Origin of the sequence: Protofrankia sp. Cas8, from assembly GCF_963555845.1 — a bacterium.
GTDB lineage: Bacteria > Actinomycetota > Actinomycetes > Frankiales > Frankiaceae > Protofrankia.
The window spans coordinates 1-18,245 of the sequence record NZ_CAUVXI010000102.1; the positions used below are offsets into that span (position 1 = coordinate 1).

The window sequence follows — 18,245 nt, forward strand, 5'->3', positions numbered from 1 at the left end:
GCGCAGGACGGAGTTCATGAAGGTGCGCATATTCACCTCACGGCAAATCAGGAGATCGATGCAGATTTGGATCTCATTCTTGAACTTATGCCCGAAGGGTCACATGATGTTGCCTGAATCGATAGGTGGGTGAGCGTTCTCTGGCGGGTGTCTATGGCGGCGGGAGTGGCCGGGATACCGGCGTGAGTTTGCTGTTGCCCCTGGTCAGGTGGTGATTTCGTCACCGGCGCCGCAGCGGCCTGCTTACCCTGGGATCAGGGTGCGCATGACCGGGTCGCCGCGATTGATCTTCATCCGGGTGGGGTGCTGCGTACTCCGGATGGTGGGCTCGTCCCGGTCGTGGGTACTCGAACTTTCCACCGGGTGCAGCGGGTCTTCAACCTGACGGTGGAGGGTCTCCACACTATTATGTGGAGGCTGGTACCACCCCGGTCCTCGTCCACAACAGCGGCAGTGGGCTCGATTGGAGCAATGCCCAGCTGCGGAAGGGAAGATTCCCTCTAGGTGGAGCGCTGGATTCCGGTGGTTCAGCTAGCGGAATTCTGTACCGCAGTGAAAATGGTGTGATCACTAACTATGCAGTGTATGATGAAGACGGAATAATTTTGAGGCGAGTTGATCTGACGGGTGTCGCACATGGAGGCGTGGAGACCCCGCATGTCCAGGAGTTCACGCGCAACGTGACTCCCGATGGTCGGGTATTTCCGGAACAGAGTAAGATCGCTATTCCTGCAGGGCTGAAGGATTTGCCAGGCCGTACATGCTGACAGGTTCACGCTGCCGGAATCGGGACTATTGATCATAATAAAATGTGATGGGTAGAGGTGGTGACGAACGTGGATCTGATGAAAATTCCGCAGGTGAGAGATTGGACATCCGGTGGAAGCGAGTTTGATCCAAGGGCATTCGTCCTATCGAATGTGACGGTCGCAGAGGCGGTCGCCGTCTCCATGATTCTATGGCCGGAATTTATAGAGTATCGTGGCTGCTTATTCTTGAAATTCTTGTTTGATGAACAGGGCGTTGACACCTGGTTCGAGCAGCTCCAAGGGGACCGAAGATCGATCGAAGCTGTAGTCAATCACCTTCATCTGTGGGACGTCCTGGCCCCAGGATGCGATGTCGAATACGATGTTCTCGGTGATTTCGCAAACCGTATTGCAGAAATGTGGCGAGCTGTGGTGCGCGTTTGTTTTCCAAGTCGAAGTTTTATCGTTGAGACGCGCAATGACACAAAGGAATATGGTTCAACTTTGGTCTTCTATTCGGTGGAGTGAGAGCGGCGGAACGGAGCGGCTCGAATCATGGTGGCAGGCAGAGCCGACACCGTGTACGGCTGCTCGTCGCTCAGGATGAGGAGCTGTCCCAGGTAACCGAGATGCCGCCTGTGGCCGACTCTGCTGAGGTGGGGGTGCGGCGGCGGCCCACCGGATCAGGCCGAGCGGCACGATGACTACGTCTGTGAGCGGATGCGCGAGCGCTTCGGCGACTCGATGTGATCGCCACTGTCCTGGGCAACGGCGTCGGCGGCGGGGGATCAGCCGGGCATGAGGCCGTGGGTGGCGGCCCACCGTCCCACGTCTTCACGTCGCAGCGCCGTCGCCAGTAGTTCGGGGAATGCGTCCGGGGTACAGGCGAACGCGGGCGCGCCGAGTTCGGCGCAGGTCGCGGCGAGCGCATGGTCGTAGGCGGGGGTGCCGTCGTCGGAGAGGGCGAGTAGGACGACGACGCATACCCCCGATTCGACCAACGCCCGCAGCCGGCCGACCAGCGACGACTGGTCCCCACCTTCGATCAGGTCGCTGATCAGTACGAACACGGTGTCGGTAGGTCGGCGCACCAGGGAGGCGCCGTAGCCGACAGCCCGGTCGATGTCGGTACCGCCGCCGAGTTGGATCCCGAACAGCAGGTCGACCGGGTCATCGAGGTCGTCGGTGAGGTCCACCACCGAGGTGTCGAAGACGATCAGCTGGGTCGACACCGCCGTCATCGTCGCCAGGGACGCGCCCAGCACCCCGGCGTAAACGACCGAGGACGCCATGGACCCGGACTGGTCGATGAGCAGGATGACGTCGTGCATCGCGGCGGTGCGCCGCGCCCGGGCGTAGCCGATGAGCCGGTCGATGATGACGGTGCGTTGTTCGGGCTGGTAGTTCCGCAGGTTCGCCAGGATCGTGCGATCCCAGTCGACGTCGGGAAGCCGGGGGGTCCTGGTGCGGGTGGACCGGTTCACCGCGCCGAGAACCGCGGACCGCAGCGACTGTTCCAGACGCCGTTCGATGTCGTCAACGACGCGCCGCACGACCATGCGGGCGGTCTCTTTCGTGCGTTCGGGTAGCGCGGAGCGCAGCGACAACAGCGTGCCCACGAGGTGCACGTCGGGTTCCGCGGCCTCAAGCAGTTCCGGTTCGAGCAGGAGCCGGGCCAACCCCAGCCGGCTGACCGCGTCGCGTTGCAGTACCTGCACGACCGGCGTCGGGAAGTAGTCGCGGATGTCGCCGAGCCAGCGGACCACCGACGGCGCGGACGCGCCCAGCCCGGCTGACCGTTTCCGGCGGCCGTCCTCGCCCGCATTGTCCGCGTCATAGAGGGCGCCGAGCGCAGCGTCGATGTCCGCGTCAGCCTTCGACAGGGTGCCTGCCCCGACGAATGCCATGGCAGCCGGCGCGCCCAGCACCATCCGCCAGCGCCGCAGCCGCTCGGACTCCTCCATCCCGGCCGTGCCGTCGGTGCCGGTGCCGGTGCCGGTGCCGGTGCCGGTATCGGTGCCAGTGTCGGTGCCGGTCTCCGCCGGAACAGCGCTGCGCGGGACAGAAGTGCCGCGTGGGACGGGAGTGCTGTCGACCGAAGGAACGTCAGCCATGTTCGGGACTCCCTCCTACGCCGGGAAGACCCAGTAACGCGGTGATGGTGGGCAGGACACGCGTGACCCGGTCGAAATCCCAGGCGGCCGGATCGCCCGCCGGCCCGGTGAGACCGGCCGCGTTCTGCCCGGGGACCATGCCCGGACCGACGAGCCCGGTGCCGTCCGCGCCGGGGCGGGGCGACACCGCCCGTACCCGTTCGGCGATCATGCGCCGTTCCGGGATGCTGAAGGCGGCGAACACCCGCCGCAGCGGCGCGAAGACGACGGTGAAGGCAGTGCCGTCAAGCGAGCTCAGCCATGCGTCGATGAGACCGAGCAGCCCCGGGTTGCGGGCCAGTACCGATCCGGAGGCGCCGAGGAAGCCCGCCAGCCACTGGGCGGCGTCGGCCGGAGCGCCGCCGGCCGCGGACAACGCCCGAGCGAGGCGGACCGCGACGTCCGCCGGGTCGATCTCGCCCGCGTCCGACAGGATCCCCGCGCATCTGCCGGTGACCAGACTGTTCCCGCCATAGGCGTCGGCGACGGCGCGAACCGCGGTGTGCCAGTGGCTGACGTGCTCGGGGTCGGCGATCAGCCGGAACGCGGTGTCGGCGGTGTCCACGGCGGCGGCCATGGTTCTCGCCGCGTCGTCGTCGAGGCTCTGACAGGCCGGGGGCAGCCCTGCGCAGATCCGTACCATCAGGCTTTCGGCCAGCGTGGTGACCAGGGTGGTGTCGGTGGCGCGCACGTCGCCGTAGCGGTGGACGCGGGCCAGCGGTGCCAGCGCCGCCATCAGATGGGCGATGTCGCCGGTGCCGGCGGCGCGGCGTTCGAGCCCCGCGGTGACCGCCGCCAGGGCGTCGGGCAGGCCGGCGAGCACGACCTGTTCGAGCATGCCGGTGATAGTCGGCAGGTCGGCGGCGCCGCGGGCCTGTTCGGTGACGACCGAGGCGGCCGCGTCGGCGACGGTCGCGCCGTGACGGGCGGCGGCGATCACCGCGACGGCGTACGCCGGATCCCAGCGCAGCGTCCACGCCTCGGCGAAGGTGCCGGTGCTGGCCGTGACCACCGGGGTCCCCCACAGCACGTCGAGCAGCCGCAACCGGTGCAGAAGCCGGCTGCGTTCGCGGTCGGTGTCCTTGCGCAGGTCCAGCCGGATGGCGCGATCGGCGGCGGTGGGCTGCAGCCGGAGCCGGCGCTGGGTCCGGGCAAGGTCGGCGGCCAGCGGTACGGCAGGCGCATCGGCGCCGACCGCGCCGAGTACATCGCCGACGACGAGCTGTTCGCGGACGACCTCGAGCGGCACCGGGTCACCGGCGCACAGCCCGGCGAGCACGGCGTCGGTGAGCTCGGTCAGTCCGGGCAGGGAGCGGTCACGCACAGCCGCGAGGGTTTCGGCGAGACGGACGGTTTCGACCACGGACGCGGGGGACGCCGGCAGGTCGGCTGCGCGCAGCAGAGATGCCACCCGGGCCACCCAGCGGGCCGTCACCTGGTCCGGCGCGGACCACAGGTGCTGGTACCAGCCGGGTGCGGTGATGCCCGCGCCGTAGCCGGACGCGGTGGCGAGCAGGGCGTGTGTCCACGGCACCCAGGTGGTCGCCGTGCGCACAGGCCGGGGGCCACGCAGCAGTTCCCGGTCGGCAGTCACTGAGGTCGCTCCAGCCGTCCCGGTCAGCGCCGGGACGTGCCACGCCCCGCAGATCACCGCGATGCGGGCGGCGGCGTCCGCGCCGTTGCCGGCCTTACGGATCTCCAGACGCATGTGCGCCTCACGCATCTGTTCCCGGCGCTGCCGGGCGATCTCGGCGGAGGGTTGGGCGGCTGGCCCGGCGCCGACGATGCTCCCACCGGCCGCCGCGGCAGGGTCGCCGTGGCCGGCACGCAGCTGAGTCATCGCCTCGGCGACTGCGGCGAACAGGGCCAGGGCCTCGCTCCTGCCGCCGGGTCCGCCAGGTCTGTCGGGTCCGCCAGGTCCGTCGGGGTCGACCCGGCGGTGCTCGACGAGGTCCTCCCAGAAGCGCTCCGGGTCGTCGTGCCCGGCGGCCAGCGCCAGCCAGCCGAGCGGGTCGTCGATGAGCGGCGCGGCGGGGACGGGCTCCGCGTCCCCGTCAGCGGTCGACGGGTCCGGATCGACCGGGTCCGAGCCGGCCGCGTCCGGATCGGCGCCCTCCGCCGGTCTTTTACTGTGGATCTCGGCCGGGTTGTCAGCCTGTCGGGGCTCGGTGAGCGTTGCGGCCCGCTGCTGGCGGAGCAGCATCAGGGTGTGCCCGAACGGCAGGTCGATGAACCGGACCGGGATGCCGGCGGCAGCGCCGTGCCGCAACGCCCGCCATTCCGGGGAGAACTCGGCGAACGGCCAGAACGCGGCATCGCGGGGTTCGTCGACGGCGTAGACGGTCAGCGCCACCGGCGGGGTCAGTGAACCGGTGTACGCCAGCGCGCCGTCCCCCTCGGCGGGACCTTCGACGAGGATGAGGTCGGGGTTGATCTCAGCGAGAGCCGCGGCGACAGCCCGCGCGGAGCCCGGCCCGTGATGGCGTATGCCCAGGACGGTGACGCTCATCCGGCGAACGTGTCCGCATCGAGGTCGCGGCAGGCCCGGTACAGGTCTGACCAGCCGCGGCGGCCGCGGACGACGCCCTCGAGATACTCCCGCCAGGCCACCGGGTCGGTCGACGGGTCCTTGACGACGGCTCCGATGAGCACGGCGGCGACATCCTCGGCGGACAGCCTGCCGTCGCCGAAGTGGGTGGCCAGCGTCATCCCGCCGGTGATCACGCTGATCGCCTCCGCGGTGGACAGCGTCGAGGTCGGCGTCTTCAGCGTCGTGCGGCCGTCGACGGTGACCCCCGCGCGCAGCTCCCGGAATATCCGCACGACGCGCCGGACCTCGACGTCGGCTGGTGGTTCGGCGGGCAGGTCCAGGGCGCGGCCGAGGTCGGCGACGCGGCGGGTGACGATCTCGACCTCGGCGTCCTCGGTCGCCGGCAGTGGGAGGACGACGGTGTTGAACCGGCGCCGCAGCGCCGACGACATCTCGTTGACTCCGCGGTCACGGTCGTTGGCGGTGGCGATCACGTTGAATCCGGCGACGGCCTGCACCTCGTCGGCGAGCTCCGCGACGGGAAGGGTCTTCTCCGAGAGCACGGTGATGAGCGCGTCCTGGACCTCGGCGCCCATCCGGGTGAGTTCCTCCACCCGGACGATGGCGCCGCGGGTCATCGCGCGCATCACCGGGGAGGGCACCAGCGCCTCCGGAGATGGTCCCTCGGCGATGAGCCGGGCGTAGTTCCAGCCATAGCGGACCGTGTCCTCGGACGTGCCCGCGGTGCCCTGGACGACCAGGGTGGAGTCGCCACATACCGCGGCGGCGAGATGTTCCGACAGCCATGACTTCGCCGTGCCCGGACTGCCTAGGAGCAGCAGCGCCCGGTCGGTGGCGAGGGTGGCGACGGCGACCTCGACGAGCCGCCGGGCACCGATGTACTTCGGGGTGATGACGGTGCCGTCGCCGAGGGTGCCGCCGAGCACGTATGTGACGACGGCCCAGGGGGACAGTTTCCAGGACGGCGGCCGGGGCCGGTTGTCGGTGGCGGCGAGCGCGGCCAGTTCGGCGGCGAAGGCCCGCTCGGCGTGCGGGCGCAGCAGCTGGGGGCTGGAACCAGCCGCATCATCCGCGACCGGCGCGCTGCCGTGGGTAGCGCCGCCGTGGGTGGCGGTGGCGGTTGTTGCTGTCGACGTGGTCATGACAGAACCTTTCTGCGGGGCGAACGGTGTACCAGGACGGGATGGCGAAGCGGTCGCCGGCCTCAGCTGGGATGTCCCGATCGGGACAGCAGGGTGTCGCGGCGGGTTCGTCGGTCGCTGATCGTGGCGACCAGCCGCTGGTGCTCGGCGAACATCTCGGTCCGTATGGTCGCCGGGTCCAGGTCGGGGAGGCCCACGTCCGGATGCAGGCGGTGGGCGACGCCGGTCAACAGCGCCCGTTCCCACGCCTGCGCCCGTGCACCCGCGCCGGGGTCGTCGATCGGCTCGGTGAACAGCGCGGCCAGCGTCGAGCCTGCGGCCCGGGTGAACTCGGCGGACCACCGGCCGCTGACAGCGGCGAGAATCGTCATGGAGCGCTCCCGGCCGGGGTTGCCAGCGCGGTCGGGGCGACCGGATCGGGACCAGACGCTCTTGGGCGCCACGTTGGGCGCCACGTTGGGCGCCACGTTGGGCGCCACGTTGAGCGCCCGGGTGCGGTCGGGTTCGGCTAGGCAGTCGATCAGTATCGCCTGGTGGTTCGGGCCGACCCGGGGGATCAGTGCGAGTGCCCACTCGGCGTCGCGGTGTCGAATGACCGGCTGGATCAGGCATTCAGGAATACTGATCGAGGCAGGGGCCGCGGTCGGATCCCAGACAACCTTGGCGCTCAGGAACCGCTCCGGGGGCAGGCCGGTGCGTTCGGTCCACAGCCGGGGGTCGACGCGGTTCAGCTCCGCGGCCAGCAGCCTCGCATACACGTCCGAGATGCTGTCGCGCGGTTGGCGTGCCTGTCCGTCCGTGATGCTGATGCCGTCGCGGGTCATCTCCTGCGTGCACAGCGTCGGTGGCCGGATGCGAAGCTTGCGACGGCTTACCACGATGGTTTCCGCGGTGCGGGCGGCGGCGCGTGCCTCGAATCGGGTGTCGGGCACCATGAGCAGCACACCGACGGCGGCCGCGCGCACGTCGGCGCGTCGGTCGTCGAGGGCTGCTTCCAGCAGCTCCTCGTCCCACGGCCCGAGACCGACCCGCAGCGCCTCGATGAACCCGAGGCGTTCGGCGCCACTTGCTGTCCGAAACGGTGCGAAGGGCTGGTCGGCTGGGGATGGCGCGCTGCCCGTCGCGTCGCGCAGCAGGCCGACGGCAACAGCCGGGTCGCGCTGGCGCAGGGCGTTGATGAGCGAACGCCGCGCTGGCGCGGTCGCGGTCGACCAGCCGGCGGGGTTGGTGATCGCGGCCCAACCGCCATCCGGATGTAGCGCGGCGAACCAGCGGCCCCGCGGGCCGAGGATCCGGCCCAGCCGCCCGCGGATCGCGACCGAGCGCCGGCCGAGGTTGATCAGCGGGCACAGCAGGCTGTCCGGAGGGCGCCAACCGCCCTCGGCGAGCAGATCCAGCCATTCTTCGAGGGCCGCCGTATCGGCGGCGGACAGCTCGGTTGTGAGCGTGAGCGCTGCGGCACGCGGGCAGGGCGGCGGCTCGTCGACAGGAGCCGCAGGCGGGGCTGCCACCTCGGCGGCGTCGGCGGGGATCTGCCCGGCACGGCGCGTCACCGCGGCGAGCGCGGCAAGCCGTAACAGGCGCCGCGCAGCCTCGCTTCCACCGAGCCCGTCGTTTCCGTTGAGCCCGTCAATGGCGGGCCGGTCCGCCGGGTCGGGCAAGCAGGGGATGGTCGGGGGTGGGCGGCGGTCCGCGCCGACGACCGCCGCGTCGACCAGATCCGCCCAACCTGGGGTCGGCACAGGGCATCCCGACGCGGGCGCAGGGATGGCGTCGCCGGCCGACGGGTCGCAGGCCGGTTCCCCGCCGGGGGCTGTGATGCCAGCGGACCGCTCCAGGTCTCGCGACGGCGTTGCGGTCAGCGGGGTCAGCGCGAACGAGTCCCATTCCGCGACTACGTCGAGCCCGCGCCCACCACCGACGGCGAGCAGCTGCCATCCCCATTCAGGGGTGGCATCGGCGGCGAGTGGCAGCGCCTCGCCTTTTCGGTCCCGCAGCAGCCAGCCGCCGCCCCGCATGGTCTCCAGGTCTGCATCAATCGGTGGTAGTACCGTGACGTCGCGCACGGTCACCACGACGACATCGACGAACGGGTCACCGGCCAGCGTCGACGCGACGTCGGCCAACGCCTCGCGCCAGGTGGACGCGTAGGAAGCGGTGCCCGTCGGGGCAAGGCCTTCGGCTTCGTGGGCGCCCGCGGTCGCGGCGATCACCATCCGCACCGGCAGCCGGCCCGGGTAGGGCGCGAGCTCGGCGTGGATCCTCGACCCCGCCGGCAAGGCCGGAAGCATCGACTGGCCGGCGACTGCGAAGTCGAGGACGACCGCGGACCGTGCCGAGTCGACCAGGCGTAACCATTGCCGGCGGCCCTGGACCTTCCCGGCCGTGAACGTGCGGGCCCCGAGTACGTCGACACCGCAGACGACCCGCTCACCGGCGAGCACCGCCGCGGTCGGGACGGTGAAGCCGACCCGGTCACGCAGGACCGCCACGATGTCGGCGGGCAGCTCGACGCGGCGGGTCCAGCCCTCGCACAGTAGGTGCAGCAGGCCGAGCCGGTCGGTGAGTCGGGACGGCCAGCCGGGCGGCCCGGCCGCGGTGGTGGCGATCTCCGCCATCGCGCGGATCACGTCGGCGAGGCCGGGGGCCTGCGCGTCGACCATCCGCGCGGCGGTCGCCTCCCACCAGGCCGCCGGCTTGAGCTGGGCGGCGCCGAGACCGCCGGCGGCGAGGTCGGCCAGCCAGCGACGCAGCTCGGCGACGCCGGCGTCGACTCTGGCCTCGCGGGTTGCCTCCCGACGGGCGGCGGCCGCCGCCCGTCGGGAGCGGGGGTAGGGGAGGTAGCGGTGGCCTGGGTGGCACGAGATGCCGCAGCGGTGGTCCGCGCCGCTCGTCGGTTGAGCCATGCGGTGGCCCAGGCCGGCCGCTCACCGTCCGCGTCCGTGCCGGAACCGAAGGGCAGCCCGCTGGCGGCCGCGGCGAGGAGCAACAGACCGATGGCGTGCTTGCAGGGGAACTTCCGGCTCGGGCAGGAGCATGTCGTGGCGTGGTCGGCGCGGGCTACGACGACCCGGTAGGGGGTCTTGCCGCTGCCCGTGCATTCCCCCCACAACGCGTCGTCGTCGCCGCCCGTCATCGGCCAGAGCCCGGGAACGGCAAGCTTCTCCGCTGCTTTCGCCGAAGCTGCATCGGGCGCCACGGCGAGCGCGGTCTCGCGGCTCACGGCCGGCATGCGGGCGTTCGACATGGCGGCGATTCTGGCAGCCGCCTCCGACAGAATTCGTATCGAATGGGTGTTTCGTGGAGGGATCATGGCCTGACCGCTGGCAAGATCGGCGTGAGTTTGTCGTTAGGTACGCCTATTCGGCCGTAAAGCGTACACAGCGACAAACATATGCCGATCATCGCCGTGGCAGCCCCGGCGGATGGGCCGATCATGGCCGTGGCCGCCCCGGTGGATGGGCCGAGACGCGGCGGATGGGGCCGAGCCACGGCGGACGCGACGTGCGATGGTTGACGTCGGCGATCAATACGCAAGGATGCTCGTTTGTGCGGGTCGGATTCTTAGTTGAGCAGATGCTGGCGCCGGTGCCGGGCGGAACGGGGCGTTACTCCGCTGAGCTCGCCGCCGCGCTCGCCAGGACGGCGCGGCCGGGCGAGGCGGTCATCAGCTGGTGTGCCTGGCGGGGAGAACGCGAAGCGGACGGCGCGGCGGTGCCGGGCGTGGTCGGTCCCATTCGGCTGCCGCTGCCCCGACGCGGTCTTGCCACCGCATGGCTGCGCGGCTATGGGCCGGCGCCGAGCGCTGTGGGGATTGTGCACGCCCCCACGCTGCTCGTCCCGCCGCGGCGGCACGGGGTGCCGCTCGTGGTGACGATCCACGACGCCGTGCCGTGGACCCATCCGCACACCCTGAGCACCCACGGCGCCCGGTGGCACCGCCAGATGGGCGCGCGCGCGGCCCGCCAGGCCGATGCCGTGATCGTGCCGACCAGGGCCGTCGCCGCCGAACTTCGGGCACATCTGCCGATCCCGGCCGACCGGCTGCACGTCATCGGCGAGGGCGTGGCCGAGGCGGTCGTGACCATCCCGGCGGACGCAGATGCCCGCGCCGCCCGGCTCCGCCTTCCGGGCGGCGGGTATCTGCTCACCCTGGCCACCCTCGAGCCCCGCAAGGGCCTGGACACCGTCCTGGCCGCGCTGGCTGAGCTGGCCGCGTTGGCTGAGCTGGCTGAGCCCGTCGGGCCTGCCGCGTCCGCTGCGCCCGACCTGCCCCTGGTGCATGTCGGTTCGCCCGGTTGGGGTGGGCTGGACCTGCGGGTCGAAGCCGCGCGGGTGGGCCTGGACCCGGCCCGGATCCATTCGTTGGGGCGTCTTGAGGACGCGGACCTCGCGGTGGTGTTGTCACGGGCCACGGCACTGCTCGCGCCGAGCCGCTCAGAGGGCTTCGGGCTGCCGGTCATCGAGGCGATGGCCCATGGCGTCCCCGCGATCGTCTCCGACATCCCCGCGTTCGTGGAGGTCGGGGGGGACGCCGTCGTGACCGTGCCGGTGGCGGACCCGGGGGCGCTCGCCCGCGCGGTCACGGCCGTGGTCACCGACGAGGGCCTGCGGCGCCGGCTGGCCGCGGACGGACGGGCGAGAGCGGCCGCTTTTACCTGGAATGGGGCGGCAGAGACCGTCTGGTCCCTCTACCGTCAACTTACCGACTCCCGGGCCTTGACCACCAAGGATCGGGGGCGGGCGTAGTCTTGCCAGCGGGCCGAAGACGGCGCAATTATGGATCTTCCAGCGTCGCCGGTGGCCCTAAGGAATCTAGGTGGGTCGACGGGCGTGCGATCATGATTCTTCTTGCGCACCCGGAGGCCCCAAGCAGCCTAGCGGTGCGAAACATGCCGCCAGTCGGAAGGAGCGCCGTGTCTCCCCGGGTGCTCGTCGACGCCACCGCGGTCCCAGCCGATCGCGGCGGCGTCGGTCGCTATGTCGACGGTCTGGTGGCTGCCCTGGATGCGGCAGGCGCCGACCTGGCTCTCGTCTGCCAACGATCCGATTACGAACGGTACGGCCGGATGGCGCCCCACGCCAACGTGGTGCCGGGGCCGGCCGCGATCGCGCACCGGCCGGCCCGCCTCGCCTGGGAACAGACCGGCCTGCCGCTGGTCGCCCATCAGGTGGGGGCGCAGGTCATCCATTCGCCGCACTACACGATGCCGCTGCGCACATCCCAGCCCGTGTGCGTGACCATCCACGACGTCACGTTCTTCACCGAGGCGGAGATGCACACCGCCGTGAAGGGGACGTTCTTCCGTTCGGCGATGCGCACCGCCGTGCGTAAGTCGAAGAGGATCATCGTTCCGTCCAAGGCCACCCGCGACGAGCTGATCCGGGTCCTCGAGGGTGACTCGACCGCGACGGATGTCGCCTACCACGGGGTGGACACGTCGACCTTCCACCCGCCCACCGAGGAGGACAAGCGCCGGGTCCGCCTTCGGCTCGGTCTGGCTGACAGCCGGTACGTCGCCTTCCTCGGCATGCTCGAGCCGCGCAAGAACGTGCCGAACCTGATCCGTGGCTGGGCCGAGGCCGTCCACGGGCGCCCTGATGCGCCCGCACTGGTGCTTGCCGGCGGTTCGGGCTGGGACGACGACGTGGATGCCGCGGTCGCCTCGGTCCCGTCCCACCTGAAGGTCATCCGACCAGGCTACCTGCGGTTCTCCGACCTTCCCGGCTATCTGGGCGGCGCATTGCTGGTCGCTTACCCCTCCCACGGGGAGGGGTTCGGGCTGCCCGTGCTGGAGGCGATGGCCTGTGGCGCGCCCGTACTGACGACGCCGCGGCTCTCGCTGCCCGAAGTGGGCGGCGACGCCGTCGCCTACACCCAGCCGGACATCGACTCGATCGCCCACGAGATGCGTGCGCTGGTCGACGACGCCCAGCGGCGCGGCGCCCTGGCCCAGGCCGGGCTCACCCGCGCCCGGGAGTTCACCTGGGCGGCGAGCGCCGAGGCGCACCTGGCGAGCTACGCGCGGGCAGTCGCCGACAGCTGACCCGACAGTCCGCACCTGCCCCCTGCCGCCTGCCGTTTGGCCAGCAGGCCCGACCCCCCGGCGCGCGACCGTCGCCGCGCCGGTGGCATCCTGGCCAACACGGTTCAGGGGAGAGCTGGGCGCACGCGCGCCGGCATGGCATGGACTCTCATGCCATGGACCAATGGGATGGGCCAGTGAGGGCGGGTCGGTGAACGTGCAGGACGTGGGGGCTTCGGCGCGGCCGCTTGATTATCAGGTGGATCATCAGGGTGGGCGGTCGGATGTTGGTGTCGCCGAGCCGCAGATCCGTATCGTGGTCGTGGCCTACCATTCTGGTGAGGTGCTCGGTCCGTTCATGGACTCCCTGACCAAGGCCACGGTGCAGCCGTACGAGGTGGTTGTCGTGGACAACTCCCCGGAGCTGGACGCGGGTACCGCCGCGGTGGCCGAGCGCGAGGAGGTCCGGTTACTGCGTACCGGGCGCAACCTCGGGTACGGCAGCGCGATCAACCGGGGGGCGGCCGGCGCCGGCGCGCCGTGGCTGGTCGTGGCCAACGCCGACATCGCGTTCACGCCCGGATCACTCGACGAACTCCTGGAGGTGTCGAGCCGCTGGCCGGGGGCCGGGGCCTTCGGCCCGGCCATCACCAATCCGGGTGGCGTGCTCTACCCGTCCGCCCGCGAACTTCCCTCGCTTCGGCGTGGGATCGGCCATGCCCTGCTCGGCTGGTGCTGGCCGACGAACCCGTGGACGACGGCCTACCGCCGGGACCGGGCCACCCCGGTCGAGACGACCGCCGGCTGGCTGTCGGGGTCATGCCAGCTGCTGCGGCGTCGGGCCTTCGAGGCGGTCGACGGGTTCGACGAGGCGTACTTCATGTTCATGGAGGATGTGGATCTGGGCCGGCGGCTCGGGTTGCTCGGCTGGCAGCTGGTCTACGTACCCACCGCCGTCGTGGAGCACCTGGGCGGCCACTCCACCAAGCGCACCTCGCGGCGGATGGTGATCGCGCATCACCGCAGCATGCTCCGCTACCTGTCCCGGCAGTACCCCGGGCCCGGGTACCTGCCGCTGCGGCTTGCCCTCGGGATGGGTCTGGGATTTCGGCTGCTCCTCGCCCTCGCGCTCGCGGGCGACAGCGCGGGTGCCCGCGCGACGCGCTCCGCCGACGACCTCCCGTCCAGCGGTGGTCCGGACACCGGCAGAACCCGGGTCTGACCGGGCATAGGTTCCGAGCCGGCGGGGCGCATCGGTCAGCGTCTGGGGATCAGCTCGCTCAGCCGACCGGCCACGACGGAGATCATGGCGCTGGACAGGCGCGGTGCCGCGGTCACGTCGTCGACGACGGCGCGTACCCGGTCGGCCCGGGCTCCGGTGGTGATCCGGTCGATGGCCGCGTCCAGGTCGAACTCGGGTGTGGCCATGGCCGCCTCGGTCAGCTCCGACCGGGCGCGGGCGACGTCCGCCCGCAGGGTCGCGGCCGCGATGTGCTCCCAGTACGACTGACCCGGTAGCTGCGCACCGCGGCCGATGAGGTGTGCCAGGCCCAGGCGTCCCAGGCCCAGATTCGTTCCGATGGCGGTGTAGACGTGCAGTACGTCTCCCGGTTCGAGGTCGTTGCGCAGGGCCACGTCGACGATGTCGAGTGCCGGGCTCATCGCGTCGAGCCATGCGACGCGCTCGGCCAGCCGCGCTGGCAGGCCGCGCTCGTAGAGCTGCTCGGCCAGTGCCAGGATGCCGGCCAGTTCCTGGTCGGATCCGACGGTGGCGAGCACGGCGGGCAGGGCCGCCGCAACATCCCGCATGCCGTCGGCGTATCGGGTGATCTCCGCTTCGATGTCCAGCGGCGACCGGCGGGCCCGCAGCAGCCACAGCGCGGATTCCTCGTGGACGAAGTGACAGTGCAGCAGCGCCTCGGCGGTGGGGTCGGTGGAGCCCACAGCCGGGCGGGTGCGGCTGCCCTCCCCGAGGCAGTGGACGTCCATGGCGTCCCAGATGTCGGTGAGGCCGAGCAGGTCGCGGGTGATGACGAAGGCCCGGGTGCCCTGGACGGTGTCCGCGCCGGTCAGCTCACGCAGCCGGAAGAGGAAACCGGCGCCGACCCGGTCGATGATCGAGTTGGCGAGCTGGGAGGCGATGATCTCCCGTCGCAGCGGGTGGCGGTCGAAGTGTTCGCGCAGCGTCCCCCGCAGCGAGGCCGGCAGGTAGGCATCCAGGGTGGGCCCGCCGACCGGCTCGTCGGGCAGGCCTGAGGCCAGCAGCGACCGGGCAACCATCCGTTTGGCGTAGGCGTGCAGGACGGCGATCTCCGGCCGGGTGTAGGTCCGTCCCTTGGCAAGCCGGTTGCCGAGCTCTTCGGTGTCCGGCAGGGTCTCGACATCCGGGTCGATCTCGCCGGTCTCCACCAGATGGGTGATGAGCCGGGACAACCCGTCCGCCATGGACATGGCATGGCGTTCGGCCGCGCTCAGCGCCAGGGCCTGGCGGGCGGAGTCGACCAGAACCGCTCGGGTGACGTCGTCGGTGGCCGATGCCAACAGCCGTTCGCGGTCGACCCGGTCGATCGCTCCCTTGCTGATGGCCAGGTCAAGGCCGATCTTGAGATTGACCTCGCGATCGGAGCAGTTCACCCCGGCGGAGTTGTCCACGAAGTCGGTGTTGCAGCGACCGCCGTGCATGGCGAACTCGACCCGGGCGGCATCGGTGAGGCCGAGGTTCCCGCCCTCGGCCACGACCCGGGCGCGCAGCTCGACCGCGTCGACCCGCATCCCGTCCCGCGCCTTGTCCCCGACCGCGCCGTGTTCCTGCGTACTGGCCTTGACCCAGGTGCCGACACCGCCGTTCCACAGCAGGTCGACCGGTGCGCGCAGGATCGCCCGGACCACGGCGTCGGCGGGCAGCGCATCGTCGCCGACCCCGAGCAGTTCCCGTACCTGTTCGGTCAGTTCGATCTGCTTGGCCGACAGCGCGAACACACCACCGCCGGGCGACAGCGCGGAGCGGTCGTAGTCGTCCCAGCTGCTCCCGGGCAGCGCCGCGAGGCGTTCGCGCTCGGCGAACGAGCGGGCCGGGTCGGGGTCGGGGTCAAGAAAAATGTGACGATGATCGAATGCGGCGACCAGGCGGAGGTAGCGGGAGAGGAGCATGCCGTTGCCGAAGACGTCCCCGGACATGTCGCCGATGCCGACGACGGTGAGCGGTTCGCGGTCGGCGTCCACGCCCAGTTCGGTGAAATGACGGCGAACGGACTCCCACGCGCCCCGGGCGGTGATGCCCAGCGCCTTGTGGTCGTACCCGGTGCGGCCACCCGAGGCGAACGCGTCACCGAGCCAGTACCCGCTCGATCTCGCCACCTCGTTGGCGAGATCGGAGAAGCGCGCCGTGCCCTTGTCCGCGGCGACCACGAGGTAGCTGTCCGGCCCGTCATGGCAGATCATGCCCGGGCTGCGGACGGTTGCGCCGTCGACCCGGTCGTCCACGAGGGCCAACAGCGCCCGCATGAACTCCGCGTAGCAGGACCGGGCCAGCGTGGCGAGCTCGTCGGGGTCCGACGGCGGACGGCGCAGCACGAAGCCGCCCTTCGCGCCGTCCGGCACGATGATGGCGTTCTTGACCCGCTGGGCCTTCATCAGGCCGAGAATCTCGGTGCGCAGGTCCTCCTGGCGGTCGGACCACCGGATGCCGCCACGGGCCAGCGCAGCCCCGCGAAGATGCACCGCGTCGAACAGCCCAGAACTGACGAAGGTTTCCGCCTCGGGCACCGGCGGCGGCAACCAGAGCAGTCCGCCTGAGGCGATCTTGAGGGCGAGTGTCGCCGGGGTGTCCACCCCGGACACGGAGTGCGGGTAGAACGTCGTGCGCACAACGGCGAGGACGAGGTCCCGCAACCGGCGGAGGACCATGTCGTCGTTGATGCCGGTCACCCACCCCAGCGCGTCCTCCAGCCGCGCGTGCAGCCGCCCGGTCTCCGTGGGACTCACCCGTGCCGGGTCCATCCGGGCGTGGAACAGTGCGACGAGATCGTGCGCATAGGACGGGTGGGCGGTCAGGACGCGGTGGGCGTAGCGGGTTCCCAGCGACGTTCCAGCCAGGCGCAGGTAACGGAACAGCGCCCGCAACAGCCCCACCTCCCGGGCGGTGAGCCCGGCGGTCAGCACGAGTGAGTCGAGGCTGTCGCTGTCGATGTCCCCGCGTGCGAGGCCCGCCAGAATGCCGCGCAGCCCGTCCATCTGCCTGAGGGCGGCGTCGGCGAGCGCCGGTGTGGCGCGCACGTGGTACTCGTCCAGGCTGACGGTGCCCCCGAGCGGGCCCGGCTGGCTCGGCAGCCAGCGATGGGTCGTCGCGCGTAGGCCGAGGTTGGTGAGCACGGGTACGACATCGGCTATGGGTGGACCCTCGCCGTGCCAGGCGAGCCACACCGCCAGGGTGGCGGGACCACCGTCGTCGGTGCGGGCGGCGGCAAAACCCGGTTCCCCACCGTGGAGCAGCGCGGCCGTAGCTGCCTCGGCGCCCGTGCGGGCGTCGCCGGGAGAGACCCGGTAGCGGACAGGTTGCTGGCGCACCACGTCTTCAGCATCGCCAGTTGGGCTCGTGCGCGCACTCCGGCGTGCCGGGGCCGGTGAACGATGTCGGTGAACAGGGCCGGTGAACAGGGCCGGTGAACGAGGCGGATCCGGCAGCTGTGCCCAGCCTGGTCGGCAGGTGTCCGCGACGCGACGCCATGGAGGTATGCCGACATCGTGCACCAGCCGGTGCGGCCTCTGGGACACTCACGCGTCATGGACGCTGTGATGCTGGTCGGAGGACAGGGTAGTCGGCTGCGCCCGCTGACGATGTCAGCACCGAAACCGATGCTTGCGGTCGCCGGCGTTCCGGTGACCGCCCACATGCTTGCTCGGGCGCGTGACGCGGGCATCACCCGTGTTGTTCTCGCCACCTCATACCGGGCCGAAGTGTTCGAGGAGTACTTCGGCGACGGCTCCGCACACGGTCTGGAGCTGGAGTACGTCACCGAGACCGAGCCGCTGGGAACCGGCGGTGCGATCCGCAACGTCGCGTCACGGCTGCGCGGTGGTCCGGGCGACCCGGTGGTCATCTTCAATGGCGACATCCTGTCGGGTCTGGACATCGTCGCGTTGGTGCGCCGGCACCGGGACGCCGACGCGGCCGTCACCCTGCATCTGACCGAGGTCGGTGACCCCCGTGCCTTCGGCGTGGTCCCCACCGACGCCGACGGCCGCGTCACCCAGTTCCTGGAGAAGACCCCCGATCCGCCGACCAACCGGATCAATGCGGGCTGTTACGTCTTCCGGCGGTCAGTGATCGACGACATTCCGGCCGGCCGGCCGGTCTCGGTCGAGCGGGAGACCTTTCCGGGGTTGCTGGCGTCCGGCGTTCTCGTCGTCGGCTACGTCGACAGCACGTACTGGCTGGATCTGGGTACCCCGGAGGCGTTCATCCAGGGTTCCCGCGACCTGGTGATGGGACGGATCACCTCCTCCGCGCTGCCGGGACCCGTCGGTGACCAGCTGGTGCTGGCCGGCGCGTCCGTCGCCGCGGACGCGAAGATCAGCGGGGGGGCGGTGGTGGGTGCCGGCGCCGTGGTGGGTTGCGGCGCCAC

The 18,245-nt window shown here is 70.8% G+C and carries 12 protein-coding genes and 1 pseudogene; 7 read left to right on the top strand and 6 right to left on the bottom strand.

What is annotated here, in order from left to right; genetic code table 11:
- Positions 1-563 precede the first annotated feature (563 nt).
- Both U9977_RS27065 and U9977_RS15530 read left to right on the top strand, forming a co-directional pair.
- The gene (locus U9977_RS27065; RefSeq protein WP_416210637.1) at positions 564-767 is read left to right on the top strand and encodes a polymorphic toxin type 24 domain-containing protein; all 204 of its coding nucleotides are present in this window, start codon (positions 564-566) and stop codon (positions 765-767) included.
- A 69-nt stretch (positions 768-836) separates the two neighbouring features.
- Positions 837-1,277, top strand: a complete 441-nt coding sequence (locus U9977_RS15530; RefSeq protein ID WP_322749977.1) for a hypothetical protein — start codon at positions 837-839, stop codon at positions 1,275-1,277.
- Positions 1,278-1,537: 260 nt separating this feature from the next.
- Here U9977_RS15530 and U9977_RS15535 read toward each other — a convergent pair whose 3' ends face one another.
- From U9977_RS15535 to U9977_RS15555, 5 genes and pseudogenes are all read right to left on the bottom strand, one after another.
- Complete coding sequence (locus U9977_RS15535; RefSeq protein WP_416210641.1) at positions 1,538-2,713, bottom strand: VWA domain-containing protein; 1,176 nt, start codon at positions 2,711-2,713, stop codon at positions 1,538-1,540.
- A gap of 142 nt (positions 2,714-2,855) precedes the next feature.
- Positions 2,856-5,411: a DUF5682 family protein gene (locus U9977_RS15540; RefSeq protein WP_322749979.1), complete on the bottom strand. Its 2,556-nt coding sequence runs from the start codon at positions 5,409-5,411 to the stop codon at positions 2,856-2,858.
- Complete coding sequence (locus U9977_RS15545; RefSeq protein ID WP_322749980.1) at positions 5,408-6,595, bottom strand: AAA family ATPase; 1,188 nt, start codon at positions 6,593-6,595, stop codon at positions 5,408-5,410. Before U9977_RS15545 ends, U9977_RS15540 begins: the two co-directional genes overlap by 4 nt.
- A 62-nt stretch (positions 6,596-6,657) precedes the next feature.
- Positions 6,658-9,501 (bottom strand): DUF5691 domain-containing protein, encoded by a 2,844-nt coding sequence (locus U9977_RS15550; protein ID WP_322749981.1) that lies wholly within the window; start codon positions 9,499-9,501, stop codon positions 6,658-6,660.
- Between the two features lie 104 nt (positions 9,502-9,605).
- Positions 9,606-9,731 (bottom strand): annotated as a pseudogene (locus tag U9977_RS15555) (hypothetical protein); the annotation flags it as partial.
- On the opposite strand from U9977_RS15555, the gene U9977_RS15560 reads away from it, so the two are divergent.
- The 4 genes from U9977_RS15560 to U9977_RS15575 all read left to right on the top strand — a co-directional run bounded on the left by U9977_RS15560 (position 9,679) and on the right by U9977_RS15575 (position 13,843).
- Entirely contained in the window at positions 9,679-9,915 is a 237-nt protein-coding gene (locus U9977_RS15560; RefSeq protein ID WP_322749987.1) for a hypothetical protein, read from the top strand. The pseudogene U9977_RS15555 and the gene U9977_RS15560 overlap by 53 nt on opposite strands.
- 229 nt (positions 9,916-10,144) lie before the next feature.
- A complete protein-coding gene (locus tag U9977_RS15565; protein WP_322749982.1) occupies positions 10,145-11,344 on the top strand; it encodes a glycosyltransferase family 1 protein in 1,200 nt (399 codons plus the stop codon).
- 143 nt (positions 11,345-11,487) lie between these two features.
- Positions 11,488-12,642, top strand: a complete 1,155-nt coding sequence (locus U9977_RS15570; RefSeq protein ID WP_416210638.1) for a glycosyltransferase family 4 protein — start codon at positions 11,488-11,490, stop codon at positions 12,640-12,642.
- A gap of 238 nt (positions 12,643-12,880) precedes the next feature.
- On the top strand, positions 12,881-13,843 hold the full coding sequence (locus U9977_RS15575) for a glycosyltransferase family 2 protein (RefSeq protein ID WP_322749986.1): 963 nt from the start codon (positions 12,881-12,883) through the stop codon (positions 13,841-13,843).
- Positions 13,844-13,878: 35 nt separating this feature from the next.
- On the opposite strand, the gene U9977_RS15580 is transcribed toward U9977_RS15575, so the two are convergent.
- Positions 13,879-17,187 carry an NAD-glutamate dehydrogenase domain-containing protein gene (locus U9977_RS15580; protein ID WP_322749984.1) on the bottom strand — a complete coding sequence of 1,103 codons (3,309 nt, stop codon included), beginning with the start codon at positions 17,185-17,187 and terminating at the stop codon, positions 13,879-13,881.
- A gap of 216 nt (positions 17,188-17,403) precedes the next feature.
- Between U9977_RS15580 and U9977_RS15585 the strand changes: the two genes are divergently transcribed.
- The coding region (locus U9977_RS15585; protein WP_416210640.1) for a nucleotidyltransferase family protein at positions 17,404-18,245 on the top strand (842 nt) is incomplete at its 3' end.

Excerpts from the sequence above, each read along its gene's own strand:
- U9977_RS15535 (WP_416210641.1), bottom strand. The coding sequence starts at position 2,713 with ATGGAGGAGTCCGAGCGGCTGCGGCGCTGGCGGATGGTGCTGGGCGCG.
- U9977_RS15540 (WP_322749979.1), bottom strand. The coding sequence starts at position 5,411 with ATGAGCGTCACCGTCCTGGGCATACGCCATCACGGGCCGGGCTCCGCG.
- U9977_RS15545 (WP_322749980.1), bottom strand. The coding sequence starts at position 6,595 with ATGACCACGTCGACAGCAACAACCGCCACCGCCACCCACGGCGGCGCT.
- U9977_RS15550 (WP_322749981.1), bottom strand. The coding sequence starts at position 9,501 with ATGGCTCAACCGACGAGCGGCGCGGACCACCGCTGCGGCATCTCGTGC.
- U9977_RS15570 (WP_416210638.1), top strand. The coding sequence starts at position 11,488 with ATGCCGCCAGTCGGAAGGAGCGCCGTGTCTCCCCGGGTGCTCGTCGAC.